General features: G+C 70.9%; 14 protein-coding genes and 3 pseudogenes. 7 read left to right on the top strand and 10 right to left on the bottom strand.

Annotated elements, in window-relative coordinates; all coding sequences use genetic code 11:
- Nucleotides 1-69 precede the first annotated feature (69 nt).
- On the top strand, nucleotides 70-795 hold the full coding sequence (locus tag ABEA81_RS20260; protein ID WP_345606781.1) for an IclR family transcriptional regulator: 726 nt from the start codon (nucleotides 70-72) through the stop codon (nucleotides 793-795).
- Nucleotides 796-1080: 285 nt separating this feature from the next.
- Here ABEA81_RS20260 and ABEA81_RS20255 read toward each other — a convergent pair whose 3' ends face one another.
- Nucleotides 1081-2037 carry a LysR family transcriptional regulator gene (locus tag ABEA81_RS20255; RefSeq protein WP_345606780.1) on the bottom strand — a complete coding sequence of 319 codons (957 nt, stop codon included), beginning with the start codon at nucleotides 2035-2037 and terminating at the stop codon, nucleotides 1081-1083.
- Nucleotides 2038-2181: 144 nt separating this feature from the next.
- Here ABEA81_RS20255 and ABEA81_RS20250 point away from each other — a divergent pair, with 144 nt between their 5' ends.
- Genes ABEA81_RS20250 through ABEA81_RS20235 form a run of 4 tightly spaced genes read left to right on the top strand, consistent with a single transcriptional unit; the run spans nucleotide 2182 to nucleotide 6714 of the window.
- Complete coding sequence (locus tag ABEA81_RS20250; RefSeq protein WP_345606778.1) at nucleotides 2182-3165, top strand: Bug family tripartite tricarboxylate transporter substrate binding protein; 984 nt, start codon at nucleotides 2182-2184, stop codon at nucleotides 3163-3165.
- Nucleotides 3162-3677 (top strand): tripartite tricarboxylate transporter TctB family protein, encoded by a 516-nt coding sequence (locus ABEA81_RS20245; protein WP_345606777.1) that lies wholly within the window; start codon nucleotides 3162-3164, stop codon nucleotides 3675-3677. The genes ABEA81_RS20250 and ABEA81_RS20245 overlap by 4 nt, the downstream gene beginning before the upstream one ends.
- A 40-nt stretch (nucleotides 3678-3717) precedes the next feature.
- Nucleotides 3718-5256, top strand: coding sequence for a tripartite tricarboxylate transporter permease (locus ABEA81_RS20240; protein ID WP_345606776.1), 1539 nt, complete (start codon nucleotides 3718-3720; stop codon nucleotides 5254-5256).
- A 51-nt stretch (nucleotides 5257-5307) separates the two neighbouring features.
- The gene (locus tag ABEA81_RS20235; protein ID WP_345606775.1) at nucleotides 5308-6714 is read left to right on the top strand and encodes an MmgE/PrpD family protein; all 1407 of its coding nucleotides are present in this window, start codon (nucleotides 5308-5310) and stop codon (nucleotides 6712-6714) included.
- 336 nt (nucleotides 6715-7050) lie between these two features.
- Here ABEA81_RS20235 and ABEA81_RS20230 read toward each other — a convergent pair.
- The 7 genes and pseudogenes from ABEA81_RS20230 to ABEA81_RS20200 all read right to left on the bottom strand — a co-directional run.
- A pseudogene (locus ABEA81_RS20230) lies at nucleotides 7051-7317 on the bottom strand (IS701 family transposase); the annotation flags it as partial.
- A gap of 55 nt (nucleotides 7318-7372) precedes the next feature.
- Nucleotides 7373-7917, bottom strand: a pseudogene (locus ABEA81_RS20225) (transposase); the annotation flags it as partial.
- 3 nt (nucleotides 7918-7920) lie between these two features.
- Nucleotides 7921-8218 (bottom strand): annotated as a pseudogene (locus tag ABEA81_RS20220) (transposase); the annotation flags it as partial.
- A complete protein-coding gene (locus ABEA81_RS20215) occupies nucleotides 8193-8360 on the bottom strand; it encodes a hypothetical protein (protein ID WP_345606840.1) in 168 nt (55 codons plus the stop codon). The pseudogene ABEA81_RS20220 and the gene ABEA81_RS20215, both read right to left, overlap by 26 nt.
- A gap of 133 nt (nucleotides 8361-8493) precedes the next feature.
- Nucleotides 8494-8826 carry a hypothetical protein gene (locus ABEA81_RS20210; protein WP_345606774.1) on the bottom strand — a complete coding sequence of 111 codons (333 nt, stop codon included), beginning with the start codon at nucleotides 8824-8826 and terminating at the stop codon, nucleotides 8494-8496.
- An 8-nt stretch (nucleotides 8827-8834) separates the two neighbouring features.
- Entirely contained in the window at nucleotides 8835-9158 is a 324-nt protein-coding gene (locus ABEA81_RS20205) for a hypothetical protein (RefSeq protein WP_345606773.1), read from the bottom strand.
- On the bottom strand, nucleotides 9155-10096 hold the full coding sequence (locus ABEA81_RS20200) for a TetR/AcrR family transcriptional regulator (RefSeq protein WP_345606772.1): 942 nt from the start codon (nucleotides 10094-10096) through the stop codon (nucleotides 9155-9157). Before ABEA81_RS20200 ends, ABEA81_RS20205 begins: the two co-directional genes overlap by 4 nt.
- 190 nt (nucleotides 10097-10286) lie before the next feature.
- On the opposite strand from ABEA81_RS20200, the gene ABEA81_RS20195 reads away from it, so the two are divergent.
- Nucleotides 10287-11087 (top strand): SDR family oxidoreductase, encoded by an 801-nt coding sequence (locus ABEA81_RS20195; protein ID WP_345606771.1) that lies wholly within the window; start codon nucleotides 10287-10289, stop codon nucleotides 11085-11087.
- Nucleotides 11088-11329: 242 nt separating this feature from the next.
- Here the strand turns inward: ABEA81_RS20195 and ABEA81_RS20190 are convergent, their stop codons facing one another.
- Nucleotides 11330-11515 carry a hypothetical protein gene (locus tag ABEA81_RS20190; RefSeq protein ID WP_345606770.1) on the bottom strand — a complete coding sequence of 62 codons (186 nt, stop codon included), beginning with the start codon at nucleotides 11513-11515 and terminating at the stop codon, nucleotides 11330-11332.
- A gap of 65 nt (nucleotides 11516-11580) precedes the next feature.
- Nucleotides 11581-14610 carry a DUF2232 domain-containing protein gene (locus ABEA81_RS20185; protein ID WP_345606769.1) on the bottom strand — a complete coding sequence of 1010 codons (3030 nt, stop codon included), beginning with the start codon at nucleotides 14608-14610 and terminating at the stop codon, nucleotides 11581-11583.
- A 541-nt stretch (nucleotides 14611-15151) separates the two neighbouring features.
- On the opposite strand from ABEA81_RS20185, the gene ABEA81_RS20180 reads away from it, so the two are divergent.
- Complete coding sequence (locus ABEA81_RS20180) at nucleotides 15152-15382, top strand: hypothetical protein (RefSeq protein WP_345606768.1); 231 nt, start codon at nucleotides 15152-15154, stop codon at nucleotides 15380-15382.
- Nucleotides 15383-15497: the final 115 nt, after the last annotated feature.

The following is a 15497-nucleotide window of genomic DNA, read 5'->3' as shown; positions in this document are numbered from 1 at the left end:
CGGCGAAACGTTTGCCAGACTCTGGCCACCGCGGCCACCACGACGAGGACCGCAGCAGGGAGTGAGTACGTGCCCGCACGCCATCACCGCACGGTCGACCGGATCACGCAGATCCTCGAGCTGGTCAGCTCGCGCCCGGAGGGGATGACCCTCACCGAACTCACCCGTGCGCTCGACGCGCCGAAGTCGTCGGTCCTGGGCTTCGTCAACGGCCTGGTGGCCACCGGCTACGTCGAGGAGATCGAGCGGCGCTACACCCTGGGGCCGGGCCCCTACGTGCTCACCCTGCGTGCCAACCGGGGCCCGGCGGGCACCGTCACCCACGGCGATCTGGTCACGCTGGCCGAGGAGTCCCGGTGCAGCGTCCTGTTCGGCATCCGGGTCGGCGAGTCCGTCGTCTACGTCGATCACATCGGTGACTCCGCCCGGCTGCTCTACGTCGCCCAGTCCCGGCGGCGGCGCCCGCTCCTCGAGACCGCCGCCGGGAAGGTGCTGCTGGCGGAAATGGATGACGAGTCGCTGTACCGCTACCTGGACGAGCATCCGCGGCGCGACCTGGTCGACGACTACCTCGCCGAGCTCGCGAGCATCAGGTCCACCGGAATCGCGATCAACCCGCGCAGCCCGGAGTCCGCCACGGGTGCGATCGGCTGCCGCGTCCGCGACCGGCACGGCCGTGTGATCGGCGCCGTCGTGCTCGCCGCGATCGAGGATGTCACCGCGCACCAGGAGCCGCTGATCGCGCTGCTGACCAGCACGACCGAGCGCTGGGCATCGCGGGACACGTTCGTGTGAAAGGGCCGAGCACCCGACCCGGCGTCTACGTCCAGTGGATGGTGCCGCGTGGCCGGTAGATTCTCGTGCGACGTTCCCCCAAGGCTGACGGCTTTTCGAGCCATCCTGCGTGGATTGCGCGTCGCTGATGCACTCAGAGCGGGCAGCGGAGCCGAGTGTGCGGGCCGGGCCGGCGAGAACGCGGACGAGTGCGGGACGTCGAAACCGAGAACAATTCCGTCATCCGATCGGGCCCTGCACACCGCGCGAAACCCCCAGTGATCCGTCGCCCCCTTGTCCCTCCGATCACGTGGGCTCGTCCCGTCGCCCCGCGGGGCTCGGGAGCGCCTCCTCGGCGATCGACAGCACTCGCCGCACGGCGTTCGATGTGGTGTCGGTGCGCCAGGCGAGAAGCAACGGGATCTCGATGGGGTTGCCGGCGATCGGACGGACGGCGATGCCGGCGAACCTCCTCGCGGACGGCGCGGTCGTCAGCAGCGTGACGCCGATGCCTGCCGCGACGAGCCCGCACATGGTGTCGGCGTCCCCTGTCTCCTCGACGATCCGGGGATGGAAGCCGGCCTCCTGACAGGACCTCAGCAGAGCCTCCCGCACCGCCGACCCGCGCATCGCGGGAAACGTGATGAACGGCTCCGCTGCCAGGTCTGCCACGGCGATCTCATCGCGGTCGGCGAGGGGGTGTGTGTCCGGCACCATCGCCGACAGCGGGTCGAGACGGACGATCCGGGCGCTGATCTCGGAGTCACGAGGGGCGTCCCTGACGAACGCGACGTCCAACTCATCGGCGCGCAGAGCTGCGAGACCCTCGGTCGCCTGCACCGATCCGTGCAGGTCCAACCGCAGGTCCGGCTCCTGCTCCTGCACCGCCCGGACGAGCCGCGGCATCATGTCGGGGGTGCTGGCCCGGGTGAAGCCGATGGCCACGGAGCCCGACGCCCCGCCTCGGGCGGCTGCGCTGCAAGCCAGGGCGAGCTCGCGGAGGACCCGTTGGACCGGGTGGTAGAACGCTTCACCAGCCTGCGTGAGGTGGACGCTGCGCGTGGACCGGTCGAAGAGCCTCACCCCGAGCTCCCGCTCCAGATGCATGATCTGTTGGCTGAGCCCCGGCTGGCCGATGTGCAGCCTATCCGCCGCGCGGTGGAAGTTGAGCTCGTCGGCGACTGCGAGGAAGGCAGTCAGGTGCCGTAGCTCGATGCCACGCCATTCCCTCGGCCGTCCGGAGCGATTGCGTGCGCCTATCACTGTGAGTCCGAGGCCGTATTGGACACCATCTTCCGCCCCTTGCCACGATCAGTACCCAACAGACGGGCGTTTTCGTCGCCATTGTGCACCGCGGCCGGGTCAACAGGCGGTGCAAGGACGGCCCGTCGGAGACGGAGGACGGCCATGCGATGGAGCAAGGTCACGTCGGTCGGAGCGATGGTCTGCGTGGCCGGCATCCTCGCCGGCTGCCAGAGCGCCGGCAGGGACGGCCTCGAGACGGCGAGCTACCCCGCCGAAACCCTGGAGTTCGCGATCCCGGGTGGGCCAGGTGGTGGTAATGACATCATGGTCCGCACGCTGGTGCGGATCCTCGAGGACGAGGGCCTGTACGGGGAGACGATCAACCCGACCAACCGCCAGGGTGCCGCGGGCGGCACCACGGCCTACCAGGACCTCCTGGCAGCGGCGGGAGATCCCTATCAGATCTCGTCGACGTCGTCGTCGTTCATCACGACGCCCCTGGTGAGCGAGGTGGGATGGACGACGGCCTCGTTCACCCCTGTCGCGCTCCTCGCGCAGGACGACTCCCTCATCGTGACGAAGTCCGGTGAGGGCCTCGACACCTGGCAGGACTGGGTCACCCACGCCACTGCGAACGGCTCGGTCACGGTGGGAGGGATCGCCACCGGAGCAGATTTCGTGCGGCAGGTGAGCCTCGCCGAGCAGGCGGGCTACGAGATCGACTACGTCCCGTTCAACGAGGACGGCGAGCTGATCAACGGCCTGCTCTCGGACTCGGTCGACGCGATCATCGCGAGCCCCGGTGACATCGTCGGGCAGGTCGAGGCAGGGAACTTCGAGGCCATCCTCTGGACCGGGCCGCACCCTCTCGCCGACCTTCCCGACGTGCCGTCGGCGAACGCCGCGGGCCTGCACGGCCTTCCGGGGACACCGCGGGGTCTGATCCTGCCGCCGGGCGTTCCGGCCGAGGTGGTCGCCTGGTGGGAGCAGACGATCAAGATAGTCGTGGAGACCGAGGCCTGGGCGGTCTACCTGGCGGAGAACCGGCTCACGGCCGACGCCCGCTACGGGGACGACTTCGGCGCGTTCCTGGCGGAGACCTCGGGCGAGTTCGAGCGGATCATGCGTGAGCACGGGGCGCTGTGACCAGGCGGCTCGAGTCGACGGCAGCCCGGCCGGCGCGGGTCGTTCTGGCGCCGACGGTCGCGCTGGTCGTCGCGCTCGTCGGGTTCACGGCCTACACCGTCGAGGCGTTCCAGCTCGAGTGGCTCACGGCCCGCGGCAACATCGGGTCCGGGAGCTTCCCCCGGTTGATCGGCATCGCCGGCATCGTCGCCTCGGCCACCGCCCTGGTGCAGGGGCTGCGCCGGCAGCATGCCGGCGGCACGAGCGGGCAACCCGACCAGGATGACCACGGCCCGCGGGCGCGGCGGGCCACGCTGGTGGCAGTGGCGTCGTCGGTACTGCTCGTCGCGATGCTGGAGGTTCTCGGCGCTCTCGTGGCCGGCTTCCTCTTCCTCCTGGTGAACCTCGAGTTCCTCGACCGGGGACGGCGCATGGTCAACCTCGTGGTGGCCATCGGCTTCGTCGCCGGGGCCTACGGCCTCATGTCCGTGTTCCTCGACGCCCCCTGGGCCGTCGGCCTGCTCGGCTTCTGAGCGGGCCGGGCCGACGAGACCGAAAGGTGCAGAGCCGACGATGGACACCTTGTCCCTGCTCTGGGACGGCATCCTCACCAGCGTGACGCCGACGAACATCGGCCTGCTCGCGCTGGGTGTGCTGATGGGCATGGTGGTGGGCGCGGTGCCCGGCATCGGGCCGTCGGCGGGTATCGCCATCCTGCTGCCGATCACGATGGACCTCGACCCGGTCGCCGGCATCATCATGCTCGCCGCGGTCTACTACGGCGCCATGTACGGCGGCACCATCACCTCGGTGCTCGTGAACGTGCCGGGCGATGCGGGTTCGGTGGTCGCCACCTTCGACGGTCATCCGCTGGCGAAGCTGGGGCGGGCCGGCCCGGCGCTCGTCATGGCGGCCGCGGGCTCGTTCGTGGCGGGCACGGTCGGCACCGTCCTCATCGTTCTGACGGCGCCTCCGCTGAGCGCGCTGGCGTCGCGCCTGGGACCGGCCGAGATTTTCCTGATCATCATCACGGGCCTGCTGACGATCGTGGTGGTGCTGGGTCGCAGGAAGCTGCTCGGGTTGATCTCGGTGCTGGCCGGGTTCGCGATCGGGACGGTCGGCGTCGACCTCGGAGGGCAGCAGCGGTACACCTTCGGCCTGCCCGACCTCACCGGCGGCATCGATCTGGTGATCGTGGTCATCGGGGTCTTCGGCGTGGGCGAGATGCTGCACTCCCTGTATCGGGGGGATCACGTCGGCCCGGTCGAGCACATCAGGTTCACGATCCGCTCCCGATCGTTCTGGCCCACCAGGACCGACGTGCTCGAGTCGCAGGGACCCATCGCCCGTGGCTCGATCCTCGGCTTCGTCGTCGGTGCGATCCCGGGCGCGGGCGCCGTGCTCGCGTCGTTCATGTCGTACGGCGTCGAGAAGGCGGTGTCGCGCCGGCCCGAGACGTTCGGGAAGGGGGCACTGCCGGGCCTGGTGGGGCCGGAGACCGCCAACAACGGTGCGTCGACCGGCGCACTGGTGCCGCTGTTGACGATGGGCATCCCGGGCTCCGGGTCGACCGCGGTCCTGCTGACCGGCTTCCTCATGTGGGGGCTCCAGCCAGGGCCGCTCCTCATGGAGCAGAACCCCGAGTTCGCCTGGGGCCTGATCGCGAGCATGTACGTCGGCAACGTGATGCTGCTCCTGCTCAACGTCTTCTGCATACCCCTGTTCGCCAACATCGCCCGGACGCCGCTCACGGTGATCGCCCCGGCCGTGATCCTGCTGTGCGTCCTCGGGACGTACGTGGTGCACGGGAGCCTGTTCGAGGTCGGGCTCATGCTCGCCTTCGGCGTGCTCGGACTGGCCATGCGGATCTACGGCTTCTCGGCGGCCGCACTGGTGATCGCGCTCGTGCTCGGCGGAGAGGCCGAGCACGCGTTCCGCCAGACGATGGTCATCTCCGGGGGCGACCTCGGCATCTTCCTCGACCGGGCCCCGTCGCGCGTCATCCTCGCGGTCATCGCCGCCCTGCTGGTCGCGCTGCTCGTGGTCGCGCTGCGCAAGCGGCGGCGTGCCGCCGAGCCGGCGAGCGTCGACGCCGCAGCCCCGGGCGACTAGGCCGTCGGTCGAATCACCGCTCACGAGCCCATGAAGAGGAAGAGAAGACCAATGGACACCATCGGGGCGGCTCCGCCACCGCCGGCCACCACACCGGAGATCACCGCGACGCTGGCGGAGTACGTCGCCGCCAGCCCGACCCGGGCACTCCCGGAGGACATCGTCGAGAAGGCGACTTTGCACGTGCTGGACACGCTCGCCGCCATCATCGCCTGCCACGACCTCGAGCCGGCCCGGGTCGCGCGGGCCTACGCCGCACGGAACTCGGGTGCCCTCACCACCCCCATCCTCGGAGCCACGCAGACCGCGTCGCTCACCGACGCGGTCTTCGCCACGGCGATGACCGCGCACGCCGCGGAGATCAACGACTTCTGCCCCTCGTCCTATGTCCAGCCCGGCCCCGCGGTCGTGAGCACAGCGCTCCTCCTGGGGCGCGAGCAGCGGATCGACGGGGTCCGGCTGCTGCGTGCCGTCGTCGCCGGGTACGAGGTGGCGTGCCGGCTGCCGAAGGCAATCGGCGCGGAGGCGATGCGCGGCACCGGAGTGGCCAACCACGGGATCGGCGCGATCTTCGGGGCCGCCGTCGCCGCCGCGTCGGTTCTGGGCCACAGGGCCGGCGAGGTCGAGCACCTGCTGTCGCTGACCGCCCAGCAGGCCTCGGGTTCGTGGCAGTGGTTGCTGGACGTCGAGCACGTCGAGAAGGCACTGGTCTTCGCGGGGATGGGTGCCCGGTCCGGGCTGCAGTCGGCACTCTTCGTCGAGGCGGGTTTCACCGGCGTGCCGGGCAGCTTCGACCACGACCGGGGTTGGCTGCGGTCCACCTACCTGGCCGGTGGCCCAGCGTCCGCCGACCACGACTACCTCGTGAGGGACCTCGGCACCCGGTTCGAGTTACCCCTCGTGGGCCTCAAGCAGTTCCCGGTCGGCGGACCGACCCAGCCCGCTGTGCAGGCCCTGCTGGACGTGGTGCCCGACGTGCAGGTGCCCGACGTCGCACGGGTTCTCGTCGAGCTGCCGAGCCACAACAGCCGTGCATTCGCCGAGGCCGGGATGCCGGCGCTCAACGTCCCGTACCTGACCTCGATCATCCTGCTCGACGGGCGCCTCGACTTCGTGGCGGCCCAGTCGCTGGCCCGCATGGCCGGTGACCCCGAGGTCCGAGCGCTCATGCGGAAGGTCGAGGTGCGTGCCGACCCGGCGCAGAACGCGATGCCACGGGTCGAGTCCGCCCGGGTCACGATCGTGCACGAGGACGGCAGCTCGCGCACCCGGTTCGTCGAGCACGTGAAGGGCTTCCCGAGCCATCCCATGTCGAAGGACGACGTCGTGGCCAAGGCGAAGTCGCTCGTTCAACCGCACCTCGGCCCCGCACGCACGACCGAACTGTGTGACGCGGTCCTCGGTATGGCAAGGCTCGAGCGACTCGACCCGCTGATCGATCTGATGGCCCGGGTCTGACGCGGCCGGCGCCCCGCGCCGTCAACCAGAACCTGAACGTCGTACACCGCACACGGAGGCGAGGGTGGCTGTAGGACCGGCTGGTTGATCCATGCCTGCTCGGGCAGGCGTGGCGGGCGGGGCCGGCGGGTGAACCGTTCGGGGTGCTGTGCGTGAGCGCGGTCGAGGTGGCCTGACGGTTGGCGCGGATCTCGGTCGAGGTGTCCTGGTACTCCAGCCGCACTTCGTTGTTCAGTGCCTGTCTCCGCTGGTAGTGGGCTTGTTGGGTGCGGTATTGATGGCGGCGGCGCCAGTGGGACCAGGTCCAGGTCGCGACGCGTCCGGGGAGCGTGGTGATCAGGTGTGCCAGAAGATCTTTGACCTCGCCCAGTGTGACTGGGATGAGGCTGCTGCCAGTGCTCTTGGGGTGATCGCGGCGGTCACGGCGAGGTAGGTATGGGTGAGCATGGCCAGGGTGATGTGTCGGTACCAGGCGTCGTAGCGGCGGACTCGGTAGTGGTCGAGCCCGACTTCGGTCTTGGCGGACTGGACGCAGTCCTCGATGGCCCGACGGCGCCCGGCGACGCGGGTGAGGTCGTCGTCGGTGGTTGCGGTGGGGGCGCAACCGTCGGCGGCCCGGGCCTGTCAAGAAGTCTGTGTAAGTCGATCTAGAAGTCGGTCAGGTCAGGTAGGGGTTGATGCGTTCGGGGTAGGCCAGGGCGAGCGAGCCGAGGGCTTGTTTCCAGCCCTGGACCACGGCGCCTTCGACCAGCCGGCCCGGGGCCTTGCGTTCGTTGGCCGGTAGGCCCTTCTCCTTCGCCCGGGCGCGTTTGTCCTCGATGTCGCGGATCGCCAGCCACGACAGCTTGATCGCGGCCTCGTCGTTCGGAAAGCGCCCCCGGTTCTTGATGATCTTCCGCAGCTGGTAGTTCAGCGACTCGATCGCGTTCGTCGTGTAGATGATCCTGCGGAGCTCGGGCGGGAACCCGAGGAACTCCGATGATCCGCTCCCACGCGTTCTCCCAGGCCATCACCGCCGCCGGGTAGCGGCGGCCCAACTGGCGCGCCGGCGAAGGCGTCCAGCTCGAGCCGGGCGGCCTCGTCGGTGGGCGCGGTGTAGATCGGCCGCAGCGCGGCCGCCACCCGCTTGCGGTCTTGGTAGGAGACGAACCTCATCGCCGCGCGCAGCAGGTGCACCGTGCAGGTCTGCACGATGGTCTGCGGCTTGATGAGGGTGTAGATCTCGCGGGCGATGTAGCGCTTGAGGCACCGGATGGCCTCGCGGCGGGTCTTGCCATCGGCGAGGCGTCGTTGCAGGTAGTCGGGTGCGAGGGTCCCAGCGCAGCCGGGACAGGGTGATCCGGTAGAGCGCGGCGTTGGCCTGGCGGTCGCCGCCGCGGTTGAGCCGCAACCGGTGGGTCTTCCCGGACGATGCTTCGACCGGGCTGGCTCCGCAGAGCGCCGCGTAGGAACCCTCGGCGCGCAGTCGCTCGGGGTCGTCACCGGCGGCGATGAGCAGCGCTGCGACGCTGTCCGGGCCGACCCCGCGGCGCTGCAGCAGCTTGGGGGTGTGCGGTGAGCAGAGTGCGCAACTGCTTGTGCAGCTGGTAGGCCTCGGCCTTGAGCGCCACGATCCGGGCGGCCAACGTGCGCAGCGTGAACACCACCGTCCGGTCGACCTCGCTGGCCTCCAGCGCGGGCTCGGGCAGCTGCGCGCAGCGGCGGATCGAGGTGGCCGGTCCGAGCCCGGCCAGCGACTCGCGCAGGGCGGGATCGGCGCCGACCAGGACACGCTGGTTGTCACGTCGACGCGGGCTGATCCCCCTCGGGCGAAGCCTTGGTCTTCCGCCAAGGCCAGGGGTTGTTCCGCCAGTTCCGGGCGTGGATCAGACCGACCACGAGCACACCCGCCGCCGCGGCGGCATACCCCGGCATCGGATCGGCTGGCACGACGGCGAACTGCCAGCAGATCATGGCGACGACGAACATCGCCGATCCCACCACCACGTTCAGCACCGCGGACTCGCCGAACGGCCCGGGGTTGCCGCCGTCACCGGTGCTGCCCGCCACGAAATACGGAAGCCCGTTGCCCGCGCAGAACCCGGCGGCGAAGGCCAACAGGACCGTCGTCAATACGTCGCTCAACTCGCTTCTCCTCCTCCGCGGAGCAGGCCGCGTCGCCCGCGCCAGGGGTTGTTCCGCCAGTTCCTGGCGTGGATCAGACCGACCACGAGCACGCCCGCCGCCGCGGCGGCATACCCCGGCATCGGGTGGGCGGCCACGTCGGCGAACTGCCAGCAGATCGCGGCGACCACGAACATCACCCACCCCACCACCACGTTCACCACCGCGGACTCCCCGAACGGCGTCGGATTGAGCCCTCCGGTACTGCCGAGGTTGTAATAGGGAAGCCCGTTGCCGGCGCAGAACCCGGCCGCGAGCGCCAGCAGGACCGTCGTCATCATGAGACCCCGCCTGCCCGGTGACGGAGTAGCGGCAGCAGCACCTGGTCGACGAGCTCGATCAGGAATGCGTCGTCGAGCGGCCGTCCGGTGACGAACGCACGCGAGAACAGCATCGCCGACGCGACCTCCGCGAGCAGTTCGCGGCCGGTCGCGGCAGGCAGCTCTCCCCTGGTCACCGCTCGGTCGATCACCGGGTCAAACGCCTGCCGTTTGTCGTCGATCATCCGCGCTCGAACGGTGTCCGCCAACTCCTCGTCGTGGGTCATCGCCGTCATGAGACCGAGCAGCAGGCCGGCGTCCTGCTCGGTCAGTCCGTCGCGCATGGCGCGCAGCGTGCCCAGCAGGTCCTGGCGCAGATCTCCAGGATCCGGCTGTTCGGCCATCTGCCGGCCCGTGCGTCGCTCGACCGCGGTCACGACCAGTTCGGCTTTCCCGGACCAGCGGCGGTAAATCGTGGCCTTGCTGGCGCGGGCGCGGACGGCGATCGAATCCATGCTCATGCGGTCGTAGCCGACCTCGGCCAGCAACTCCAGCGTTGCGCGGAGGATCGCCTCCTCGCGCGCTTCCCCACGCCCGTGGAGGACCTCGTCACCCGGCACAATCACCTCGTCAGTTCTGAACGGAACGGTTTCGTTCACCGTACCGCCACCCCCGTCCGCGCGCCACGGGCACATACGTCCCTCGCGGGTCAGCCCGGGTCCTTCGGAAACCGGCGCCCGCCGCCCAGCCGCGACGGCGATCCCGACGTCGTTCGGGTCGATTCCGTGGTCCCTGGCCTGGCTGGTGTCGTTGAGCCGCAGGTCGTCCGCCTCCTGCGCGCGAGGCGCGTCCAGTTCGGCGTGCCGGCGCGGCGGAGCAACCGCAGGAACGCGACCCAGCGGCACCAGCGCGCCCAGCACCACGGAGGTGTACGACTTGCACGGCTCAAGCAGCGGCATCGCCCCACCAGCGTCACCGCGAGCGCCCACTCCGGCGCCAGCCGAGCCGCCACGACAAGTAGGCGATCCGCACGGTCAGCCCGTTCGGGGAGGTCACCGTGGCGGCCGGTGTCGCAGTTGGTCGCGCCGCGGACGGGGACAGCCGGATCGTGGGTCCGGTCATCGGCGCGCACAGCAGGGCGGATCAAGCATGGGAACACTCGACGGCACCACCAGCCTCGTCACCGGCGCGAGCCGGGGCCTGGGGCGCGCGATCGCCCTCCGGCTCGCCGCGGAAGGATCACTGGTGATGGTGCACTACGGCGCGAACGAGCGTGCTGCGCAGGACGTGGTAGCCCGGATCACCGGTGCGGGCGGCGCCGCCTTCGCCGTCGGGACGCAGCTCGGCACCGCCGGTGACGCCGACGGGCTCTGGGCCGGCGTGGACGCGGGGCTGGCCGAGCGCGGCGCGCGGCCCGGCATCGACATCCTGGTGAACAACGCGGCCATCGGCGGGGCCACGCCGACCCTGGCCACCGCGCAGCCGGACGACTTCGACGCGCTGTTCGCGGTCAACGTCAAGGCGCCGTTCTTCGTGGTGCAGCGTGGCTCGGATCGGATCCGGGACGGCGGCCGGATCGTCAACATCTCGTCCGTCTCCACTCGGATCGCGCTGCCCGACGTGCTCGCCTACGCCATGACGAAGGGGGCGATCGAGACGTTCACCGTCACGCTGGCGCAGGAACTGGGAGAGCGGGGCATCACCGTGAACGCGGCGAGGCCGGGAACCAGCGCCACCGAGGCGAACCTCGCGTGGTTCGACGCACATCCGGAGGTGCGGGCCTTCGTCCAGGGCATCTCGGCCCTGCGGCGGGTCGGGGAGCCGGAGGACGTCGCGGACGTGGTCGCCTTCCTGGCCTCCCCGGCGGCGCGCTGGGTGACCGGCCAGGTGATCGACGCCTCCGGTGGGGCGCACCTCGGGGCCACCGTCGGCCTCAGTCCGGGGACGTGAGGTGGCGAACGGCCGCAGCGCCTCTCACGTCGAGCGTGACCAACCGATCGCCGCCGCGTCCGGCGCGGGGTCGGCCCACGCCGTGCCGACGCGCACAACGGACGGGACGGGGCCGTACCGTCCCACGTAGTCTGGGTCGATACGGCAGGGACTTGATCTGGGCCGGCGGGTTCACCCGCGTGCCACGACGCGGCGGCGCGCACCAGCGCCACGCTCGCTCCGCGATGCCGCCCGCGGTGGCGTCAGTCGTGCCTGCGCGTCGTCATCATGGCCAGGGAGTGGGATCGCGCCTCGTCATCCCGCCGCACGTGGTAGACGGTCCAGGTGGCGCGGTGTCTGGACACGACGTCGACGACCCGGGCGGCGACCGCCGCGATGTCGATCGTGCCTGCCGCGGCGGGGGCCCGGCCGAGCGCGCTCGCGAGCATCGCGTCGATGTCCCGGCTCTTCCGTCACCGGATCGGATCGGGAGTGGGAGGTCGCCGGGCTGGTGTCATAGCAGCACCCCTACGGTGAGGATCCCCGCGGCGAACAGAGCGGCGAGGCCGTCGTGGATACCGGGACACTGGTCCGGGCCGGCGATGGTCCCGATGCCGCCGCGTGCGGTCAGAGCATCGCCGGTCTCGGCGGCGCGCCGGACGGCAGCGGCGCAGGCGATGAACGCGCCGTGGGTGAACTGGCCCAAGCGCTGTCGCCAGGACTCGCGATCGCCGGGTCTGCTGCGCTGTCGCTGCCCCAGCAGGTGCAGGATCGTGCGGCTGTCGTCGAGCAACATTGGTGCCAGGCGAAGGCCGAGGGCGACCGCTGCCGACGACCGCGCCAGGTGGATTCGGAGATGGCGGCCCCACCGCGTGAGACGTTGGAGCAGCGGCGGGATCGCGCTGATCGGGGTAGTCCAGACCAGGATCGTCACGCCGATCAACGACATCAGACCGATCCCGAGGAACAGCGCCGCCTGGTTCAGGCCGCCGAGGCTGATGGTGAACCCGAGCACCGAGACCAGCGGGGGTTCGTTGCCGAGCGCGACGAGTGCGACGCTTCCGAACCAGAGCAGCAGCCACGGCGACGGCTTCGGCCAGGCGCCGCGAGGCACCCGGCCGGCGACGGCCCACGCCGCTAGGACGAGAGCGGCCGCTGCGAGCGTGGGCCAGGAGGGATCGACGGCGAGGACGACGGCGATGGCCAGCAACACGCCGATCTTGGTGCCCGCCCAGAGCTGGTGAGCCGGTGAGGAGCCCGGCAACGTGCGCATGACGGTCCGGACCCGCCGGGGTCGGCTCCACGTGGGTTGGCTCGGGAGGGCAGGCGTGGCGCCCCGGTCGAGGGCTGTCCTGTCGGGGGGCGAGGCGTCGAGGGGCGGGGCGGCCGGCCGACCGTCGACCCTGCCATCGGCGATGGTGAGTGTCATGTCCGCGAGGTCGGCGAGCGCCGCTGTGTCGTGCGTGACGATGATCAGGGTGACGCCGGCGGCGCGGAGCGCGTGCAGGGCCTCCCGCACGACGTTCTTGGCGGCCTTGTCCAGCCCGGCGAGCGGCTCGTCGAGCACCAGGACCCGGGGGTGCGCCGCGAGGAGGCCGGCGAGCACGACTCGGCGCTGCTCGCCCCCGCTGAGTTCGTGGACCGGGCGGTCGCAGAAGCGATCGGGATCCAGCCCGACAGCGCGCAGGGCGGCGTGCGCGGTCTCCTCGTCGGTTCCCGCGGCGTCGCGGACGTCGTCGCACGCGGTGGCGCGCAGCATAGCCAGGCGCGGGTGTTGGACGCCCAGCAACGAGCCGTCGCGCCCGTTGTGGAGGGGCCGGCCGTCGAGGGTGACCGTGCCGGCGGTGGGCGCGAGCAACCCGGCGAGCATCCACGCGAGGGTGGACTTGCCAGCGCCGTTGGGCCCGGTGACGAGCACGGTGTGGCCGGCGGGTATGTCGAGATCCACCCCGGTCAGGACCTGGTGCTCCCACGGGGTGCCCGCATCGTGGACGAGATTGGCCCCGCGGACCTCCACGCGCGCTCCGCGGATGTGCTCGACGGATCGCCACGACGCTGCCCCGATGGTCTTGGCCGGTGGAAGCTGGTCGTCGCCGCAATGCCTGGTGCCCAGATCGATGGTCTGGTCAGCGGCCGGCTCGTCGGTGTGGGAGATGTGCACGACCGTGACACCGTCGTCGCGGACCAGCCCGTGCATCAGCTCCAGGACATCGGCCCGACCGGCGGGATCGAGCATGGCCGTGCTCTCGTCGCTGATCACCAACGAGGGTCGGCGCGCGAGAAGGCCGGCCACGGCGAGGCGCTGGAGCTCGCCGCCCGACAATGTGGACGTCTCCCGGTCGGCGAACCCGTCGAGCCCGACGCGCGCGAGCAGTCCGTCGACGTCGGTGCCGGGATCGTCGGTGTCGGGATCGTCGGTGTCGGGATCGTCGGTGTCGGGATCGTCGGTGTCGGCGTTGCCGGTTCCCCAGAGCAGGTCGTCGACGACACGGACCCCCAGCACCTGGCTCTCCGGGCGCTGGAAGATCACACCCGTGCCTCCCGGTGCGCCGAGCCCAGCCGATCCCGGCCGGTCCACGCTGCCCTCGCTGGGGCTCTGACCAGCGAGAACCCGTCCCAGCGTCGACTTCCCCGACCCGTTCGGGCCGGTGACCACGAGGAAGCGCCCCTTCTCCAGCGTCAGGTCGACCCCGGCCAGGGCCGTTCTCGCCGAGCCGTCGTAGCGAACACCGACCCCCGCCAGCCGTAGGGGCAGCGGCGCGACCACTGTGCCCGGGGTAGCCGGCGCGTCGAGGTCCCCCACGGTGGTGCGGGGCAGCAGTGGCTGGACGCGGCGCACCGGCGACCGGAACGCCATCGTCGCCAGCAGGACCCAGACCAGCACTGCGACGGTCATGAGCACAGGCAGTAGGAGCCACCACCGGGTGACGGCGAACGAGACGATCCCCTGCCCCACATCGAGGACCGGGCGAGGCAGGCCCGCGGCCTCCGCGAGCCGCACGACTCCGGCCCCGGCGTTCGTGAGCTGGGCCAACGCCAGGACCCGCAGGTCGGTGAATACCGAGAGAACCCCCACCGCGAGCCCGGAGGCGGGCACCCCGATCGCCAGCGCCCCTGTTCCCACGATCCTCGGAACCGACCAGCCCCTCCGCAGTCCGATTCCGATCAACGAACCCAGTGCGCCCGCCCCGACCGCGGTGGTCGCCGAGTGGATCCCGCCGCCGAGGAAGGCGACCGTGAACGCCGTCGTCACCGCGATCGCACAAACCCGCGCCCGACGGCGGTAGCCGAGGACGGCCAACGGGAATGCGGCCAGCAGGGTGCCGGCGTCCCCGGCCGGGACCAGCCGCGTGAGCACGCACATGGCGGCGGCCAGGTCCCCCAAGGCCGCGCCCTCGGCGATCTCCATCGTCGTGGCCGGCCGTCGGCGTCGACCCGCGAACCCGGCCGGCCCCCGAGGTATCGCCGACGACGGGCCCGGCGGGTGCGGGAGCACGCCCGCGCTCACCAGGACGCCCGCCGACCGGTCAGCCCGGCGCAGCACATCTCTCGGGCAGCCACGTCGCCCATTCTCGGTCGAGGGGGCTGAGATCGGCTCAGGGGAGACCCCGACTCGAGCCCTGATCACCGGGACAATCGGCGCGGCGCGAACGGGCCTCGGCCAGGCTCGACACGAGCGAGAGCGTGTGCCAGGCCTGTACGTTCTGAACGAACGAGGCACCGCCGGTTGCCCAGGCGGGGCTCATGCTGCTCGTGATATCTCCCCCGCTTGCGCGGGGAACGTTGGGCCGTCCTCCACGAGCGACCCACGCACCGGTTCGTTCCGAGTGAGGACGCCCTGTTCTGGCCCCTGCTGCGCAGACTCTTCCCGAACCGCGACGAGGACCTCACCCGCCTGACCGCGGAACACGTCGACCTCGATCGCGAGCTGCAGGCACTCACCGACGTGATCGACCAGCTCGACACGCCCGATGGGCTCCGGCCGGCGAAGCGCGCCAGCTCACGGCCGAAAACCGGCCACCAGGCCGCGCCCCGCGCCCCGCGCCCGGGAGAGCCTCGCAGTACATCTCGACGACGAGGAGCCGGTGCTGCGTGAGCTGTTCCCAGAGACCCCGCCCGCAGACATCGTCTCGCTTCGCAAGGCGATCGTGGCCACCGCCCCGAAGTCGGCTCCGGACCTCGTGCTCGGCCTGCTCGTCGACCCCGATCCGGCGCCGGGGTATGACCGCATCGTCACCAACTTCCCAGCGCCCGTGCGGTGGATGCGTCCGCTGCTGCAGCGCTACCGGACGAGGCGCAGGTCCCTCGGGCTGTGACCTCGGTCTTGCGACTCGGCGAGCTAGTCGACGCGGAGGCGCAGGTCGTCTCGGTGACATGCACCCCCGCCTCGACCAGCTGCTCACGCCACCGCTTCCGCTTCGGACCGTCAGG

The organism is Pseudonocardia adelaidensis (genome assembly GCF_039543345.1).
Lineage (GTDB): Bacteria > Actinomycetota > Actinomycetes > Mycobacteriales > Pseudonocardiaceae > Pseudonocardia > Pseudonocardia adelaidensis.
The sequence above is the reverse complement of the archived record's forward strand: the minus strand, read 5'-3'. Positions and strand labels throughout refer to the sequence as shown.

What these genes read in the sequence shown, in the direction of transcription:
- ABEA81_RS20235 (WP_345606775.1), top strand. Translation starts at nt 5,308, where the DNA reads ATGGACACCATCGGGGCGGCTCCGCCACCGCCGGCCACCACACCGGAG.
- ABEA81_RS20200 (WP_345606772.1), bottom strand. Translation starts at nt 10,096, where the DNA reads ATGCCGCTGCTTGAGCCGTGCAAGTCGTACACCTCCGTGGTGCTGGGC.
- ABEA81_RS20250 (WP_345606778.1), top strand. Translation starts at nt 2,182, where the DNA reads ATGCGATGGAGCAAGGTCACGTCGGTCGGAGCGATGGTCTGCGTGGCC.
- ABEA81_RS20195 (WP_345606771.1), top strand. Translation starts at nt 10,287, where the DNA reads ATGGGAACACTCGACGGCACCACCAGCCTCGTCACCGGCGCGAGCCGG.
- ABEA81_RS20240 (WP_345606776.1), top strand. Translation starts at nt 3,718, where the DNA reads ATGGACACCTTGTCCCTGCTCTGGGACGGCATCCTCACCAGCGTGACG.
- ABEA81_RS20205 (WP_345606773.1), bottom strand. Translation starts at nt 9,158, where the DNA reads ATGATGACGACGGTCCTGCTGGCGCTCGCGGCCGGGTTCTGCGCCGGC.
- ABEA81_RS20190 (WP_345606770.1), bottom strand. Translation starts at nt 11,515, where the DNA reads ATGCTCGCGAGCGCGCTCGGCCGGGCCCCCGCCGCGGCAGGCACGATC.